Source organism: Streptomyces sp. NPDC085927, from assembly GCF_044540975.1.
GTDB lineage: Bacteria > Actinomycetota > Actinomycetes > Streptomycetales > Streptomycetaceae > Streptomyces > Streptomyces hirsutus.
In genome coordinates this window covers 94,946-112,027 of sequence record NZ_JBITSN010000011.1, presented here as the reverse complement: position 1 = coordinate 112,027, position 17,082 = coordinate 94,946, and the positions used below count along the sequence as shown (strand labels likewise).

Below are 17,082 nucleotides of genomic sequence, written 5' to 3'. Positions count from 1 at the left end.
ACCCCGGCACCGCGCCCCCAACCCCCCACTCCCCTGACCCTCGGGTTCCGAGCTCGATGATCTTTTCACGCACCACTATTCACTCAGTACATGTACTCAGTACATAATGAGGCCATGAGCACCCGTCACGTCCTGCTGGGCCTGCTCGCCTCGGGGCCGAGCCATGGCTACGACCTCAAGCGACGCCACGACGAACGATTCCCCGAAGCCCGCCCCCTCGCCTACGGGCAGGTCTACACGACCCTGCAACGCCTGGTCCGCGACGGCCTCGCCGAGGTCGACGGCACGGAGTCGGACGGCGGCCCGGAGCGGACCGCGTACCGCGTGACGGACGAGGGGACGCGTGAACTGTCCCGCTGGGCCGGGGAAGTCGCCCCGCCCGCGCCTTTCGTGACGAACGAGATTTTCGCGAAGGTCGTGGTCTCGATCCTGTCCGGCGGCGACCCGGCCGCGTATCTGCGCGCCCAACGCGCCGCTCACATGGGACGGATGCGGGAGCTCACCGCGGTGAAGTCCGCGACCGGGTCCGGTCTGGCGACCGTGCTCTCGGCGGATTACGCCCTCACACACCTGGACGCCGACCTCCGTTGGATGACCACCACGGCGGACCGGCTCACCACTCTGACCGCGGAGGTCGACGCAGCATGAGCAACCGGAGCAAGGGGAGCGGCAAAAGCTCTACGGGCGCCGACAGCGGCAGCGGTGCCGCACGGCCGCTTCTCGCGGCCCACGGCCTCGTCAAGGCGCACGGAAGGACGCTCGCCCTGCGCGACGCTTCCGTGGAGCTGCGCGCCGGGGAGATCCTGGCGGTGACCGGCCCCAGCGGCAGCGGCAAGTCGACGCTGCTGCACTGCCTGGCCGGGATCGTCCGCCCGGACGCCGGCTCGGTGACGTACGACGGGCAGCGGCTGGAGGAACTGCCGGAGAAGCGGCTGAGCGAGCTGCGCCGTACCGACTTCGGGGTGGTGTTCCAGTTCGGGCAGCTCGTTCCGGAGCTGACCGCGCTCGACAACGTGGCGCTGCCGCTGATGCTGGCCGGCACCGGGCGGGCGCAGGCCCGGGAGCGGGCCGGGGAGTGGCTGGAGCGGTTCGGGGTGCGCGGGCAGGCGGATTCGCGGCCGGGCGAGATGAGCGGCGGGCAGGCGCAGCGGGCCGCGCTGGCGCGGGCCCTGGTCACCGGCCCGAGGGTGGTCTTCGCGGACGAACCGACCGGCGCCCTGGACTCGCTGGCCGGCGAGCAGGTGATGACGGCGCTGGCGCACACGGCCCGGGAGGCCGGCACGGCGGTGCTGCTGATCACGCACGACGCCCAGGTGGCCGCGTACGCGGACCGCGAGGCGCAGTTGCGCGACGGGACGCTTACGCCGCTGGAGGTGACCGCGTGAACGCCGCCGGCTCCTCGGACACCCGCCCCTCCTCGGGCGCTCGGCCCTCCCCGGGCGCTCGGCCCTCCTCGGGTACGCACTCCTCCCCCACCCTGCGCTCCGACCTGCGGCTGGCCTGGTTGCTCACGCACGGTTCGGACCGGCGGGAGTGGTGGCGGGTGGCGCTCACCGCGATCGGCGCGGCGCTCGCGACCGGGTGCGCGCTCGCCGCCGGAGTCCTGCTGTCGCTGGGCGGCCGCAGCACCGGCACGTCCGTCGCCGAGGGTCTGGTCGACCAGCCGGGGACGCGCGTCGGGGTGATCCTCGGTCTGCTGCTCCTGCTGGTTCCGGTGCTGGGGTTCCTCGGGCAGTGCGCCCGCGTCGGCGCCGTGCACCGGGACCGGCGGCTGGCCGGACTGCGCCTGGCCGGGGCGACGTCCTGGCAGGTGCGGCGGATCGCCGCGCTGGAGACCGGGCTGGCCTGCCTGCTCGGCTCGGCGGTGGCGACCGTGGTCTCGGTCCTGTTCCTGCTGGGCCTGGAGTCCCGGCCGGACGCCCTCGCCTGGGTCGTGGTCGCGCTGGTCGCCCTCGCGGTGCCGGTGCTGGGCGCGACGGTGGGCGCGCTGGCGCTGCGCCGGGTGGTGGCCTCGCCGCTCGGCCCGGTACGCCGGGTGACGGAGATCCGTTCGGCCCGCGGTCCCGGCCGGCTGTTCGTGGGCGGGGTGGTGCTGGTGGTGGCGGTGGGCGTGGTGACCGCGATGACCGACCGCGCAGCGACCCGCGGGGCGAACTGGCAGTTCCCGGTGATGATGTTCGCCGCGCTGCTCGCGGTCGGCGTGGGCGCGGTGTGGCTGGCCGGGGCCTCCTCCCGGCTGATGGGACGGGTGCTGGCCGCCCGGGCCCGATCGGCGGCGGTGCTGATCGCGGCGGAGCGGCTACGCGCCGACCCGTGGGCGGCGGCCCGTACGCATGCGGCCGTGCTGCTGGTGACGGTCGTGGGCACCGCGTTCATGGGCGTGCGCGAGGCGTTCCTCGAGGTGCTGCACCGCAACCAAGGATCCCTGGGCGGGTCCACGTCGTACTACACGACGGGCCTGAACCTGACCGCCGCGGCGATCACGGTGGCGGTGTTGATCACCCTGACCGCCCTCGCCGTCGGCACCGCCGAGTCGCTGGCCACCCGCCGGCGGGGGCTGGCCGCGCAGACGGCCGCCGGCGTGCCACGTCCGGTGCTGAATCGGGCGCTGCTCCTGGAGACCGCGCTGCCCCTGGCCCCGGCCCTGCTGCTCGCGGGCATCGGCGGCCTGGCGGTCGGCACCGGTTACGGCACGCTGACGAACGCGGCGTCCCTGCCCTGGGCCGCCCTGCTGGTTCCCCCGGCAACCTACGCCGCCTGCCTCCTGGCCTCGGCAACCGCACTCCCCCTGCTGCGCCGCTCGGCCGACCCGTCCCAACTGCGGTACGCCTGACCGGCCGGCGCGGCGGCCATGCCCCGGGGCCCGGAGGGACGGGGGTTCACCGGGGCCGGGGCGTGGCTGCCGCGCCGTCGCGCTCGGGTGGATACGGGCCGAGGGCGGACCGGTCAGACGAAGACGCCGTCCACGTCGAGACAGTACTCCTCGACACCCCACGGAGAGTCAGCCCAGCGACGCGGTGAATTCTGCCCAAGTCGTCGCGGCGAGGCGGAGTATCGGGCCGTGCGGGATCCTTGGAATCCCGCACGGCCACGACGTGAGGGGGCCGGGGGCAACCTCCACACATTCGCCAGAGGTGTTGCTGCAGCTGGACTTCACGAAGTCGAACTCGGTCACCGGTCAGATCTCCTGTCGGACAGCTTCGATGAGCCTGACGGAATCACGGGGCGCAAGGCTCCGCCGGGCCGTGCGGTCGACCCGACCAACCTCACCCGCGCCTTCACCACGCTTCTCCGCAAGGCCGGCCTTCGCCGCATCCGCTTCCATGACCTCCGGTACCCGACCGCCACATTGCTCCTGGAGCAGGGGGTTGAGCTGGTCGTGATCAAGGAACTTCTTGGCCACGCCCACATCGGCGTCACCGCCACCGTCTACGCCCATGTCCGGCTCCGCCTCCAACGCGACGCTATCGACATCCTCGGCCACGCCCTCCGTAGCCCCGCCGAGAGCGCAGGCCAGCCCGACGACGGTGACGACCCACTGCTCTGCGCAGCCCCCGTCCGCTGACGTTGCCGTCAACTACTGCCGTCAGACCGCGCTGAAGCCCCGCCAGGACGTACCTGACGGGGCTTCACATTTGCACCTGCACGCGGGATCTATCGCCCCCAGGCGGACTCATGGAACCGCCGTACCTGAGAGGTGCTCGTCGACCACTCAGAGATACGGTTTCCATCCTCGTCGACCGACGATCGAGCCTCTACGTACCGCCACGGCTCCTGCGGGTTGAACTGTTCGTGGAGTTCGTCCAGGAAGATGATCGAGTTCTGCACGTAGACCTCTTCCCCGTCTCGATACATCGGCCAACAGGAGATGAAGTTACTGGCCGCCGGATCGGTGATTGAGGCGATGAGGCAGGAGGTCGAATTCTCGGCCTCTTCCAGCTTCGTCAGCGCACCATCCCAGCTTCGGCGGTAGTCATCCACCGTCCAGAAACTCAGGTCCATCAGGAACGTCTCCGTGAACTCGCCGACCCTGATCCTGCCGACTGCCTTGGAGGGCAGCGAACTCGTACCCTCTGAGGTCGGGTAATCCATCACCTCGATCACGAAGTCGTCATTCCTTGAGGTAGTTGAGATCTGGGTCATAGGTTCCGATCCGTTGTCCCTTGCGATTGAACATCTTCCAGCCATCCGACACGTTATGCCCGTCAACATCAGGCGTGATGTAGTTCTTCCCATTAGAGAAGACCACCTGGCCGTGCGAATTGAACGGGGCCTTTTGTGCGGGAATTCTCGTTCTGTATCCCAGAGCCCCGGCCCGATCCCCTACGGTTCCCGCGTACAGCTCTCGGTTCTGCTGACTCCGTGCAGCCACCGAGTCCGGATGGTACGGATCACCCTTGAGCGCAGGGGAAGAGGTGTATCCCTCAGGAAGATCACAGTTGCTGTTGTGAACGAGTACCGGAGTAGCCCCCGCCAGCACATAGTACGTGTGGAGTTCGTCGATGGTGAGGTTGTAGGTGCGGACGTGCTTGGTGAATGGCTTGTTGGCGGTGACGGTGACGGTGGTTCCGTTGTCCGTCAGGAGGGTCATGCCGGGCTTGAGGCCGCTTGCGGTGACCCACTTGTTCTGGGAGGGGGACCAGAAGGGGTGCTCGTGGGTTGCGGTGAGGTGCTCGAGGCCGTCGCTGGTGGCGATGACCAACTCATTGAAGAACCTGTCTTTGTCGAAACGTATGAGGCGTGTGACGCTTCGATTGCGTGTTTCACCGGTTTCGGGGTCAGTAGCACGAACCTCGTCACCGATCTCAATATCTTCAATGTCTTTGGTTGTACCGTCGGACATGAGGACATCGGTGCCGGCGAGGAAGCAGTTGCAGTCTGTACCGCCCTTACTTCTCTTACCGTTCCCTGTTGACTTCCCGGCCGGCTGGGAAGATCTGCCTCCGCCGAGCGAAGAAACCAAGTTCTTGGTCGCCCAACTGAAGAACAAGGTTCTCTTTGCAGGGCAGTTCGTATCATGGCAGGCGTACAGCAGGGCCTGTTTAATGTCAGCCTGGACGGCCATCTCATCATGATTTCTGATGTAGAAGTCCAGTCCGCTATAACTCAATTTTTCGAGGTGCCCATAGAAGATACTAATGAACTTATCTGTCTGACCCCAGTCCACCGGAATGTGAACATCAGGGAGCAGGGTGACCTGGCCGTCGTTGCTGAGGTCTTTGCCGGTCTGCCCTTCCGTCTCCCAAGTCCCCGGAGTTTTGACCGGAGGCTTGTTCTCGCGTTCCGGATGATATTTGGACCTCTTGACCGGCACGCCATTCTGGCATCCAGTGACGACACCGCTCATGCAGTCGGCGTTGCCCAGTCCTGAGGGGTCGGAGTTGGTGACTGGGTTCTGCAGTGCATAGCTGTAGCCATCGAAGGTTTGGGGTTTGCCGAGTTCGAAGAGGGGGTCGACGGAGAGGAAACGGCCGGTGGTGGGGTCGTATTCGCGGGCTCCGAGGTGGGTGAGGCCGGTTGCCCGGTCATCGGTACCGCCGACGTAGCCCTTGGTACCGGGCCAGTTCTCGGGCGATGCGCCACGCGGAGCACCGAAGGGCAGGGTGCGGCGCTGAGTAATGGACAAGTCATCAGCTTCGACGGCGAGTTGGCCGGTGCCCTGGTGGTCGCCGATGGTGAAGGCGAAGGTGCCGTCGTCGTTACGAACCGCGGTCTGACCGCTGCCGAGAGCGATGTACCGGATTGCTTTCGGGGTTGTGGAACCGTCGGCGAGAGTGACTTCGGTGTGGCCGAGGTAGAGGGTCGTCTCTGTGGGGGTTCGGCCGATGAGGCGGTTGCCGTCCGCGTCGTAGAGGTAGGTGGTGGTGTCGTCGCCTTCGGTGATTTTGGCCAGGTGGCCTTCGGCGTCCCACAGGAGGACCTGCCCGGGCCGGGCGGTGGTGTTGCCGGTCTTGTCGTAGGAGTACTGATCAGTTGTGGTGCCGGACGGGCCGCTTGTGGTGACGGAGGTCAGGCTGTGGGCCTGAGGCTGGCCGGGGCCGGGGTAGGTGTAGGTGCGGTTGATGTCCTTGGTGGTGTTACCGGCGGGGTCGTGCTGCGTTTCGGTGGATCGGTTGCCGGACGCGTCGTAGGTGAAGGCCTGCCAGTACGGGGCGGCACCGCCGATCTGTTCGCTCGCGGGTGTGCCGGCGCAGGCGGGGGTGCCTTGGGTCCAGGCCTCGGTGAGGCGGCTGAGGTAGTCGTAGTTGAAACACTGGGTGTCAGTGCCGGTGCGGTTGACATCCGACATGGAGCGGATGCGGCCGCTCTCGTCGTAGCCGTAGGTGAGACTGCGGTCGACGCCGGCCTGTTCTGCACGGTCCACACGGGTATGGGACAGGCGCTGCGTGCCCCATTCATAGGTGTTGGTGACCTGGGTCTGCTTGTCTCCGCCGGTCAGACCCATCGTGTACTGCAGGGGCTTGCCGGTGAGGCTGTGGCTGACGCTGCTGCTCATGCCCTGCCCGAACAACGAGGTCAGGCGGAGGGTCTGCTCGTCGTAGGTGTAGTTGACCGAGCCGCCCGGCAAAGAGCCGGCCGCGGAGTAGCTTTCGCTGGCGGTCAGGCCGGAAGGCTTGTAGGTGGTGCCGGTCTGGTAGGTGCCGGCCAGCGCTCCTTCGCTGTCTGGGATGACGACAGCAGTACGGCTGGGGCGGTAGAGCCTGTCGTAGGCCGTGACCTTGTTGGTGTAGGCGTTGCCGCTGATGTAGCGGGTGGCTTCGGTCAGTTGGCCTTTGGCTCCGCTGACGGTGTCATAGACCCACTTGGCACGCAGGGTGCCGGTGGCCGAGCCCTCGTGGAGTTCGGTCTTGCGACCCAGGCCGTCGTAGACATAGACGAGTTTGGGGGCGTCGGTGCGGGCGTCATCGACGGAGGTCAGTTGACCGCGGTCGTCGTAGGCACTGGTGGTGGTGCCCTTGTCCGGGTCGGTCGATGCGATCTGGCGTCCGAGTTGGTCGTAGGTGTAGGACCAGACGCTGCCCGCCTTGTCGGTGATGGATTTGAGCTGGCCGTTGGAATGATAGGTGTACTTCGTGGTGTCGTAGGCAGCGTCCGGGTTGTGGTTGTGCAGCTGGCGCAACTCGGTGGTACCGCCTTGGGCATCACTGAGGGTGACGGTGGCGGTGCCTCCTTGAGGTGGGATGACAGTGACGCGGTCACCGCCGTAGATGGTGGTTGTGGTGTGCAGGACAGTGCCACCGTCACCGTTGCCGGCGATCTGCTTGACCTCGGTGGGCCGCGCCTGACCGTCGTAGGTGGTGCGAGTCTGCGTCTCCACGGAGAGCGCGTCGTCCGGTTGGAACAACTGGGCGCTGGGTCCCGTGGTGGCGTAGTACGGGGCGAAGACCTTGGACGTCAGGCCGCGTTCGTCGTAGAAGGTGTCGGCTATGAGTGTGCCGCCGTCGGGGCCGGGTGATTGGAGCTGGCGGGCACGCAGGAAGCCGTCATAGAGGGCATACGAGGTGACTTGACCACCGTTGTTGTTCAGCGTCTTGGTGGCCACCGTCGCGGGAGCGTCGCCCGTGATGGTGTAGGTATAAGCATAGTTGGGGGTCTGGCCGGTTTTGCGGTCGGCGAGCCAGGTTTTGCTGATGCGGCCCAGCGCGTCGTACTCGGTCTGGGTGACGTTGTCGTTGGTGTCGGTTGCCTTGACCACTTGTCCGCGCAGCGGGTCGAGGTCGTGGGTCGTTGTCTGAGCGGTCGACGGGTCCAGCTGAGTGGCCGGCGGAGTGGTGGTTGCGATCTGGGTCGGTCGGCCGGTGGCCGGGGTGTAGGCCGTGGTGGTGGTGCGGCCGTCGGACCGGGCGGTGCGGACCGGGGTGCCGTTGCCGTCGACGGTGACGTTCGCGGTCAGGTCGGTGACGGTCAGGGCACGGCCGTAGGGGTCGTAGGTGGTGCCTGTTTCCAGGTAGGTGGCTTTGGTGCCGTCGTGGCTCTTGAGTGTGGCGGCCGCGGTCGGATCGCCCTTGGTCGGGGCGAGGTTGTAGGCCTGGCCGTCGAAGGCGGTGCGGGTGTCGGAGATGACGTCCTTGGACCGGTCAGGGGTGGCACTGCAGGCCACACCGACGGTCTCCACCCGTGACACCTTGCCGAGGATGTTCGCCGTGGTGTTCGTGGCGTACTCGGTGCGTGTACACCGGTTGTCGGCGGAGGTGGAGGTGTCTCCCGCGTTGTGTTCGAGGATGACGCGGCCGGCGACGGTGTCGTGACTGTAGGAGGTGTAGGTCTTGCGCCACTGGCTGCCGGCTCCTCCGTCCAGTGAGGTCCAGCCCCAGGTGTTCTGGGTGCCGGTGAAGGCGGCGGTGAGAGTGCCCACGGCCCGGGTTTTCTCGGCGGTCTGATGACGCCAGGGGCGGCTGACCGTCTTGGTCATGACCTTGCCGTTGGGCTTGTCGAAGGTGACGGTCTTGTACTGGAAGCCCTTCGCCTCGTCATAGTCGGTTATCGGGTCCCCCTCGTCGGTGCCGAGCGTGATGCTCACCGACTTGGTCCCGCCATCGGCGTCCTTGCGGTCACCGTTCATTCCGCGCAGGAAGTAGGAGTCCTGCTGGGACTTCATGGCGGCGGCTCCGCCTTGGCCACCGGTCTGCACCCGCACATGCCCATAGCCGCGCCACTGCGACCAGGTTCTCTCCTTGTCCTCGGTCAGCGGGTCGTCGTCGTAGTGCCAGGCGGCGCCGTCCAGATACTGGTAGGCGGTGACCTGGTCGGGAGCGCCGCCGGTGCGGTCGGTGGCGGTCACCGATGTGGTGACGTACTTGTTGAACCAGTGCAGTTCGGGGTCGCTGTCGCTGTCGCCGCCGATGTACTGCGGGAAGCAGCGCGTGGTGTTGCTGTGCTGGGTCGGCAGGCCGCCCCAGGAGCAGGCTTCAGACGAGTAGTTGACGTCGATCTGGCCACCGGACTCGTCGGCGACGGTGGACAGGCGGCTCTTGATGAAGGGCGCGTAGCCGTCGCCGGTCTTGTCGAGGCGGTTGGCGAGCTGGGTGTAGGCGAAGGTGGTCTTCGGGAGCGTGATGGCCGGTTCGGCGCTGTGGCCGGTGTGCTGGACGGAGTCGAGCAGCAGCTGGTAGTCGGTGTCGGCCATGCCCCAGCGGTGGGCCAGTTTCCAGGAGTCGACGTCCTGGTAGGCACTGCCGTCGTAGACCTGGGTGGTCACCTGTGTGAGTCGTTTACGGGTGAAGAAGGCCGGGGACAGGCGTCCCTGGTCGCAGTCCTCCGCGCTGTCGCAGTTCAGGTCCCAGGGGGTGTCGTACCAGTAGGCGGCATCGGCGTCGATGTCGGAACAGGTTGTGTGGGAGTCGCTGATGCAGCGCTCCTTGTTGGTGAAGGTGACCTTGGCCCGCGGCTTGGTGCCGTAGAGCGAGGACGACTTCAGGCCGTACTCGATGCGGTCGAGGGTGCCGCCGCGGACGTAGGGGGTGCCGTCCTCGGCCTCCAGGTTGCGGCCGTAGTGGTTGCCCTCCTTGTCGTAGAAGTAGGTGACGGCGTTGCTGTGGGTGTCGACGACGTAGTCGAGGTTCCAGCGCCAGCCCTGCTGGCACCATGACTCCGCGAACGTGTTGGCGTGGCACGGTTCACCCGAATCGTCACCGTAGACGGGGACGGTCCAGGTGGAGTCCGTGGTCTCCTTGCCGTCCGCCCAGCCGGGCAGCCGGTTGTAGCCGAAGTAGTAGCGGGTACCGTCCGGGGCGGTCACTCTCCAGTACTCGCCGTCGTTGTCCCCGTTGCCCCGGTTGCTGGAGGTCAGGCGGTCGATCTTCGTGCCGTCGTCGTTCTTCAGCTTCCAGGAGTTCGTGCCGTTGGGCACCAGCTCGCCGGCCTTGCCGTTGAAGGAGATGAAGGCGTTGTCGTGAGCCCAGCACAGGTCGCCCGGCTTATTGCCGTCGGAGTTCTCCACACCATCGTCGGCACACGACTTGTAACGGCGTTCGATGTAGCCGGGCCACATCTCGAAGCCGTCACCCGCCCAGGAGGACTGGTTGTTGGTGTTGCCGGTACGGCCGTCGACGGAACCGGACGAGTACGCCAGCCCCACCTCTGGGGTCAGCCCGCCGGGCACGTCAGGCACTGGCATGTCGTACGACCAGTTGAAGTCACCGGTATTGAGACTGGTGGACCAGGTCGCCGAGGGGGACAACTGAGTCGCCTTGTAGTCGCCCCTGTCGCTGGAGGCGTCTGCGACGGCAGCCAGTACGGTGGGCGCCGTGGCCGACAGGCTGACAGAGGTGGCCGAAAGGGTACTGCTGGCGGTGTCATTCACCGAGACCACCGGATCCTGCGTGCGGCAGACGGTCTTGTCCGGCGTGGTCAGGGCACAGGCGGGTAGCGTTACGAGACGCATGCGGGAGGCATAGGAGCCACCGAAGGCGTTCTTGAAGTCGCCATAGTCCACGGTGACGGCGACCTTGCCCGCCGCAGCGTCCGCGGATTTCGCCGACTGGGTCTTCGGGGTGAGGGAGAACAGCATCCCGGTTACGCCGGCCTGTACCGACTGCTTTCGGTCGAAGACCCGTGTAGTGACGGTACCCGGCGCAGACTGCGGCTGTTGCGACTTGGCGCCGGCCTTGCGGAGCGCGGCTCCGATCTTGAGGGGCTGTCCCTTGGCCGCAGTCAGCGCCGGCGTGCTACCGGGCTCGGGTTCGGCCTCGGACAGCGTGACCGTGGCCGTGCCGGCGTCCGGCCAGTCCTTGTGCGGTGTCGTGGCGGGCACCCGGGGTCCCTTTGCCACGGTGCGCGGCTTGACCTTGACGGAGTGGGCGCCTTCGACGGGCTTCTCGGAAGGAGGGAGACCCGGCAGGCTGCTGGCCACCGGAGCTGCCACGATCTGCAGCAAAGTGGCGATCAATACGGTGGACAGCGTCGCTGCCAAAGGACGCCGGAGCGTACGTGGGCGGATTGTTCTCGGTATGGGCATCATGTGATCCAGGCCAGGGGAGGGGTGCTGACACCCCGGTGAACAGGGAAGTTGGAAACCCGGTCCGGGACGGGCGAGGCCGCCCCGGACCCTAGGGATCAGGTGTCGGATGTCAGCGCCCGGCGGGCACCTCGGTGGGCACGTCGAACCAGGAGCCCGCGAGTTCCTGGACCTGGCTGTCGTTCAGCGCGCCCTGGAACGTCCACACGTCGTCGACCAGGCCGGGGAAGTACGAGCCCGCGCTGCTGCCGGTGCCGCTGCGTCCGACCTGCAGTGAGGCGGCCCTGAACGCCAGCACGTTCTCTGCCCAGGGCACGAGGTCGGCGCAGGCGCTGCTGTCGCTGGTGCCGTCACCGTCGGCGTCGGTGCAGGCGACCTCGGCCAGGCCGCCGTTGACGTAGAGGCGTGCCTGTTTGGTGAAGCCGTCGTAGACCAAGGCCAGGTGGTTCCATTCACGGGCGTCGTAGAACTCGCCGTTGTCGACTTGTGCGACGACGGCGTCGGAGGCGTTCTTGTCCGCCACGGTCAGCTGCCAGTGTCCGGGGCTGGTCTCGGGGTCGGTGGCATCGGGCACGAAGCGGACCGTGAAGGCGCTGCGTGTGCTGCCTTCCATGCTCGCCAGGGCCACGGCTCCGTCGGGCATGGCGGCGGCTTGGGCCCAGGCAGTCAGCGTGAAGCTGCCCGAGGTGTCCACCGGCATGCTGGCGGCGGAGGCATAACCGGTGGTGCCGTTCAGTTGCATGGCGCCGAAGTCGATGAACCCGGCGTCCGACGGTGTGGCGCCGGCGCGCATCGTGAGGGCGTTGCCGGTGCCGGCGGCATCGGGGACGGTGACCGGATTGGTTCCGATCGTCTCTTCGAACATCCACCGGCTCTTCACCAGCGGCCGCTGCTTGAAGAGCTGCTGCACCTCTTCGGCGGACACGGACCGGTCGAACATGCGGACGTCGTCGATCTGGCCGTCGAAGAACGAGCCGAGGTTTCCGTCGTAGGAGCCGGCGCCGATCTGGACGGCGCCGCCGGCGTACCAGCCGGCCTGCAGGGTGGTGGATCCGGCTTCGACGCCGTTGACGTAGAGGGTGAGCTTGTTGGCGATGGTGTCGTGCACGCCGGCCAGGTGGGTCCAGGTGTCGCCGTGGGCGGTGGTGCCTTCGGCCTGCATGGCGCGGATCGGGGTGGCATCGGGGTCGTCGGCGGAGTACTGGTTGACCGCCCAGCGGTCGTAGGCGGCGGAGTAGTACAGCTCCAGTCCCGGTTTGTGCTCGCCCGTCTGGGTGAGGACGATCGCCGCGTGGTCGGGTTTGGTCCTGGGCAGTTTCGCCCAGGCGGAGACGGCGAAGCTGCGCTGGTTGTTCAGCAGGGGCCGGCCGGTGGTGGCGTAGTCGTCGGTGCCGTCCAGGCTGAGAGCGGTGCCGGCGACCCCGTCGGCCCCCGGGGTGGCGCCTCCGTGGAAGGTTGCGGCCGGGACCTCGGCGGTGCCGGTGATCCGCGTGGTGGACGTGCCGTCCTGGCCGGTGGCGGGTTCGTCCAGGGGGAAGACGGCGCGTGCGGCGCGCCCGGAGATGACGGACTGCTTGTTGTTGAGCCGGGTGACCTCGCCGGACGAGAGCGGCTTGTCGAAGATCTGCAGTTCGTCGATGGCGCCGGGGAAGAAGGACCCTGGCTCGCCGTCGTAGCGGCCGGCGCCGATCTGCAGGCCGCGGCGTGCGTCCCAGGGCGAGTCATAGGTGGTCGTGCCGGCCAGTTGCCCGTTCACGTACAGCTTCAGCTCGTCGTAGGTGGCGCTGTAGGTGCCCACCAGGTGGGTCCACTGCCCTGCCTTCGCGCCGCCCGGGGACGCCTGCATGGCGCGGACGATGCCGGCGTTCTCGGTGTCGGCCGTGTATTGGTTGAACGCCCAGCGGTCGTAGGCGTGGGAATAGTACAGCTCGAAGCCCGGGGCATGGTTGCCGGGCTGGGAGGCGACGATGGCGGCACGGCCGGGCATCTCGGCCAGGTTGGCCCAGGCCGAGACGGAGAAGCCGGTGGAGGTGTCGACGGTGGGGATGTCGGTGACCGCGTAGTCGTCGACGCCGTCGAACCGGACCGCGGTGCCCTTGGCGCCGGTCGCTCCGGGGGCCGGACCGCCGATGAGGTCGGCGGTGCGCCGGGGTGCGGTGCCCTTCGCGGAGGTGGCGGTGGCGGCGTCGTCGAGTTGCCACATGGCCCGCTCGGGCTGTCCGGCCTTGACGCGGAACTGGTAGGTGCGGATCTCACTGCCGTTGCCCGCCTGGTCGAACGCCTGGGCCGTGACGAAGTTCAGCCCGGCCTTCGCGGGGAGCGTCCTCATCGTCCTCGCCGCCCCGGCCGAGGTGGTGACCGCGTTCTTGGAGGTGGGGTCGCCGTTGATGCCGAACCAGTACCTGGTCACGTCCGACTCGGCGGCCTTGAGTTCGAACGAGCCGTACTTGCCCACTCCGTCGAACCACGGATCGTCCGGGTCCTCCGGGTTCGAGGACGGGTACTCGTCGGATGCGATGACGGGCGCCTTGGGCACCTTGGTGTCGTAGACGAAGTAGCAGGCCGTCGGGTCGCCTGCGGACGACCATGGTGAGTAGTTCCCGCCGTCGTGGCTGCGCGCATACCAGTAGACCTGCTTGTTCTCCGGTATCGAGGACGGCAGACTGATCACGAAGTTGGAGCCGGACTCCTTTGGGTCGGTCCGCTTCGGTGTCCAGCGAGCGATCACTCCCTTGCCGTCGCCCGCGTCCCAGGATGCCCTGACCTCCACCGCAATGCGGTCGCCGTCCGGGTCGGTGACGTTGTTGACGTGGATCTTCCCCAGTGTGCGCACCCGGGCCGCGGCGGACGGCTTCTTGCAGGTGCCGCCGTACTCCATGGTGAGCTGCGACATCTTGATCTGGGGCGGCGGGCGGTTGTACTGCACCCGCAGGTGCGCCTTGTCCGAGAACCGCTTCCAGCCGTACGCGTCCGTCTCACTGGCCGCCTTCAGCCCGAACGTCATCGTCGAGTCCCTGTCGTCGGCGGCCGCCTGCACCGCCGACTTCACGCTGAACTCCGCGTCCTTGGCTGCACAGCCCGAGTAACCGTGCGCGAACGAGTCCGACGCCAGCTGCTTGATCCAGAACCCGTTGTCGTACTGGCCGTTCCATGTCGTCGACGAGGAGATGCCCTTGGTCTGGTGCAGCTCCACCGTACGGGCCGAGCAGGACGCCGACCAGGTGTTGCGCACCACGAACGTGGCTTCCAGGATCGTCTTGCCCGCGAACCTGGACGTGGGGATGCGGTAGAGGAGACGCTTGGTGTCGTGCGGGTTGCAGTAGGACCAGTTGCAGTAGCCCATGCCGGCATCGGATTCGCCGTTGAACTTCCACTGGGGCGAGTTGGCCCAGTACTTGGAGACCATCGTCCACGCGGCCGCCCGCGGCGTGTACCACTGCGGATCGATGAAGACCGGGTAGGTGGTGTCCTCGCCCTTGAGCACGTCGGCGTCCGGGGTCAGGACCAACTCGTCCTGTCCGGCCGACACTTCCACTCCAACCGGGGCGAGCTTGCCCGACTCCCCCGCACCCGGTTCCGCGCCGTCGCCGGAGGACGCAGCCTTCGGACTCGCCGCCCCGTCGGCCGCTGCCGTCCGGGACTCTGCGGTGCCCTCCGGGGTCCCCCCGGTGCTGGAGTCCCACATCATCGGCTTCGGCGCCTCGAACACGGTCCCCTCGGCGCCCTCGTTGAGCGCCTCCAGACCGCCCTTGTCCGTCTCCTGGACCGACAGGCCCTGCGCGTCCAGCTCCAGCCGCAGCTCGGCCAGTTCCGGACTGGCCGCCGCCTCGGCCGTCTTCACCACCAGCAACTGCGTGAACCCGTCCTCCGACGCCGTCATCCGCAGATCCACGTCCGGCAGGACGGACGGATAGGTGGCGACCGGCCCCGCCAGTTCGGGTGCGGGCAGCGGAGCGGGCCACGACAGGCTCAGCTCCCGTCCGGCACGCTGCATCCGCACCAGCGGGCTCTCGCCGCCACCGGAGAACTCCACTCCCAGCGTCGACACCTTCGGAGCGACGGTTCCCTCGTCGGTGGCCGCCAAGTCGGTGTCGATACGCTCCCAGGCTCCGCCGACCCGCGCCCAGACCGGACGCAGGTACTCCCGCGCCTCCAGATCGCCCTCCGGGGTCGCGAAGACCTCGCTGCTCTCTCCACGCAGTGAGGCGATCTCCACCGGCTCACCGGTCCGCTCGGCCTTCGCAAGCGCTTCCGCTTCCGTCACTCCGTCGGTGCGGTCAGCCGGTTCCTCCGCGCTCGCCGGTGATGCCTGCACGCCCGCCGCCGCTGCGGTGGTCGTCGCGGGAACCGACCCGACGGCCAGCGTCACCCCCAGCAGGACCCCAACAGTCCTGCCCGTGAACCGACTTCGGTTCCACATCTCCGTCACACACCCCGCCCACAGTACTTACACAGTTGCCTGACGTAACCAATCGCTTCATGGAGCGTCAGGTCAAGGGGTGGCAAACGGACAATGGCGGGACAAGTTCCGCTGAGCGACCGTGATGATCATTACGTTTGACAGGTGTCCTGAGAAGCTTGATCACGTTTCAACGAGAAAGGGTTTTCACAGCGCTCCGGTCGAACGCTCCAACCGAACAGTCGGCAGTCGGCCGCGTAGCCACGAATGTCCGAGCCGCTCCTGGCCGGTTGTGCGCGGCACAGACACCGCGCTGCCACTGTCGCCGAAGCGGCTCATACCGATCCGCTCAGAAGCAATGGTGTCGCAGCCCGACCACGTTTGCCCTCGCCCGTAGCGGCCGGGCCGCGAGCACTGGCAGGGCGGGCCGGCCATGCCCGGGCCCCTCGCCGACGCCGCCTCGGCGAGGTGTCGCAGCACGCGTGTTCAAGCGCTCGCTCGCTGCGACGAAACCTGATATCAGCAGGTGAGAGCGCCCGTACGCCGGCCGTGGAGCCGGTTCCCGCCCTGCTGGAGGTCCTGATGAGTACGCCCGCACCTGAAAACTTCGGCTACTACCCGCAGCCAAGGCCACGCCTGTCGGTCGATGAGTTGCCGGCGGCGAAGAACACCCGGCCGATCCGCTCCCTGGACGGCCTCGCCGCCGACACATTCGAGTCGGACGAGGAACCGGCGGAGTTCCTGGCGTTCGCATACGCCGAGCGTCGGCGGGACGCAGCCTGACCACGCCTCCTCCGCCGGTGGCGCCGGGACCGCCCCGGCACCACGCACGCGAAGGTCCCGGCCCGGGCCGGTCAGGCGGAGATGCCGTCCACGTGGGACAGGCCGTCGATGCGGGCCATCGCGTCGTCCGCGCCGTAGGGCTGGAGGTACGGGAGCCAGCACGGGTCGCGGTGGCCGGTGCCGATGATGCGCCAGGCCAGGCCGGTGGGCGGGGCCGGCTTGTGGCGCAGCCGCCAGCCCAGCTCGAACAGGTGGCGGTCGGCCTTCACGTGGTTGCAGCGGCGGCAGGACGCCACCACGTTGTCCCAGACGTGCTTGCCCCCGCGGCTGCGCGGGATGACGTGGTCGACGCTGGTTGCGACGCCACCGCAGTACATGCACCGGCCCCCGTCACGGGCGAAGAGCGCGCGGCGGGTGAGTGGAACGGGCCCCCGGTAGGGGACCCGCACGAATCGCTTGAGCCGGACCACGCTGGGTGCGGGGACTGTGACGGTCGCGCTGTGCAGGTAGGCGCCGGACTCCTCGAGGCACACGGCCTTGTTCTCGAGGACGAGGACGAGCGCGCGGCGGAGCGGTACGACGCCGAGCGGCTCGTACGACGCGTTGAGAACCAGGACATGCGGCACGGATGCCTCCTTGTACGCCGGCGGCGCGTGGCTCGCGCCGGGACGATCCGTAGTCAGTCTCCCCTCATGCCTGGTCGTCGCGCCACCATGTACCGGTAACGGGCTGGAAGTGTTTTCGACCACACGCGGTCCGGACGCGGTCCGGCTTCCGGGGCCACGGCCCGTCCGTGCCGGGTGGCGGCCGGGGCGGGCCCGGGTGAGGGCCGTCTCTTCTTCACTGCTCGTGCGGGTCCACCCGCAATGCCCCGTTAGTGTGGTGGTTCTGCCCGCACCGGTGACCTTTTCGTGACCTCGAAGACCTTGAAGAGCCCGTAGAC

At 67.8% G+C, this 17,082-nt stretch carries 9 protein-coding genes and 1 pseudogene; 5 read left to right on the top strand and 5 right to left on the bottom strand.

Translation table 11 applies throughout. The annotated features are described in order from the left end of the window. Positions 1-114: 114 nt before the first annotated feature. From ACIF80_RS26265 to ACIF80_RS26255, 3 genes are all read left to right on the top strand, one after another. On the top strand, positions 115-648 hold the full coding sequence (locus ACIF80_RS26265) for a PadR family transcriptional regulator (protein WP_399809171.1): 534 nt from the start codon (positions 115-117) through the stop codon (positions 646-648). Further along, complete coding sequence (locus ACIF80_RS26260) at positions 645-1,385, top strand: ABC transporter ATP-binding protein (RefSeq protein WP_399809168.1); 741 nt, start codon at positions 645-647, stop codon at positions 1,383-1,385. Before ACIF80_RS26265 ends, ACIF80_RS26260 begins: the two co-directional genes overlap by 4 nt. A gap of 92 nt (positions 1,386-1,477) precedes the next feature. After that, positions 1,478-2,833, top strand: a complete 1,356-nt coding sequence (locus ACIF80_RS26255) for an ABC transporter permease (RefSeq protein WP_399809406.1) — start codon at positions 1,478-1,480, stop codon at positions 2,831-2,833. A 168-nt stretch (positions 2,834-3,001) separates the two neighbouring features. Here the strand turns inward: ACIF80_RS26255 and ACIF80_RS26250 are convergent, their stop codons facing one another. Then, a complete protein-coding gene (locus ACIF80_RS26250) occupies positions 3,002-3,157 on the bottom strand; it encodes a DUF397 domain-containing protein (RefSeq protein WP_399809165.1) in 156 nt (51 codons plus the stop codon). An 84-nt stretch (positions 3,158-3,241) separates the two neighbouring features. Between ACIF80_RS26250 and ACIF80_RS26245 the strand changes: the two are divergent. Then, positions 3,242-3,565 (top strand): annotated as a pseudogene (locus tag ACIF80_RS26245) (tyrosine-type recombinase/integrase); the annotation flags it as partial. Between the two features lie 89 nt (positions 3,566-3,654). Here ACIF80_RS26245 and ACIF80_RS26240 read toward each other — a convergent pair. From ACIF80_RS26240 to ACIF80_RS26230, 3 genes are all read right to left on the bottom strand, one after another. Next, positions 3,655-4,104, bottom strand: a complete 450-nt coding sequence (locus tag ACIF80_RS26240; RefSeq protein ID WP_371238423.1) for a hypothetical protein — start codon at positions 4,102-4,104, stop codon at positions 3,655-3,657. Positions 4,105-4,111: 7 nt separating this feature from the next. Continuing rightward, the gene (locus tag ACIF80_RS26235) at positions 4,112-10,510 is read right to left on the bottom strand and encodes a polymorphic toxin-type HINT domain-containing protein (protein ID WP_399809404.1); all 6,399 of its coding nucleotides are present in this window, start codon (positions 10,508-10,510) and stop codon (positions 4,112-4,114) included. Positions 10,511-11,069: 559 nt separating this feature from the next. Continuing rightward, on the bottom strand, positions 11,070-15,377 hold the full coding sequence (locus ACIF80_RS26230) for a LamG-like jellyroll fold domain-containing protein (RefSeq protein ID WP_399809162.1): 4,308 nt from the start codon (positions 15,375-15,377) through the stop codon (positions 11,070-11,072). 561 nt (positions 15,378-15,938) lie between these two features. On the opposite strand from ACIF80_RS26230, the gene ACIF80_RS26225 reads away from it, so the two are divergent. Further along, positions 15,939-16,139, top strand: a complete 201-nt coding sequence (locus ACIF80_RS26225) for a hypothetical protein (protein WP_399809159.1) — start codon at positions 15,939-15,941, stop codon at positions 16,137-16,139. 71 nt (positions 16,140-16,210) lie between these two features. On the opposite strand, the gene ACIF80_RS26220 is transcribed toward ACIF80_RS26225, so the two are convergent. Then, positions 16,211-16,765, bottom strand: a complete 555-nt coding sequence (locus tag ACIF80_RS26220) for an HNH endonuclease (protein ID WP_399809157.1) — start codon at positions 16,763-16,765, stop codon at positions 16,211-16,213. Positions 16,766-17,082 lie beyond the last annotated feature (317 nt).

What these genes read in the sequence shown, in the direction of transcription:
- ACIF80_RS26265 (WP_399809171.1), top strand. Translation starts at nt 115, where the DNA reads ATGAGCACCCGTCACGTCCTGCTGGGCCTGCTCGCCTCGGGGCCGAGC.
- ACIF80_RS26260 (WP_399809168.1), top strand. Translation starts at nt 645, where the DNA reads ATGAGCAACCGGAGCAAGGGGAGCGGCAAAAGCTCTACGGGCGCCGAC.
- ACIF80_RS26235 (WP_399809404.1), bottom strand. Translation starts at nt 10,510, where the DNA reads ATGCTGTTCTCCCTCACCCCGAAGACCCAGTCGGCGAAATCCGCGGAC.
- ACIF80_RS26230 (WP_399809162.1), bottom strand. Translation starts at nt 15,377, where the DNA reads ATGTGGAACCGAAGTCGGTTCACGGGCAGGACTGTTGGGGTCCTGCTG.
- ACIF80_RS26225 (WP_399809159.1), top strand. Translation starts at nt 15,939, where the DNA reads ATGAGTACGCCCGCACCTGAAAACTTCGGCTACTACCCGCAGCCAAGG.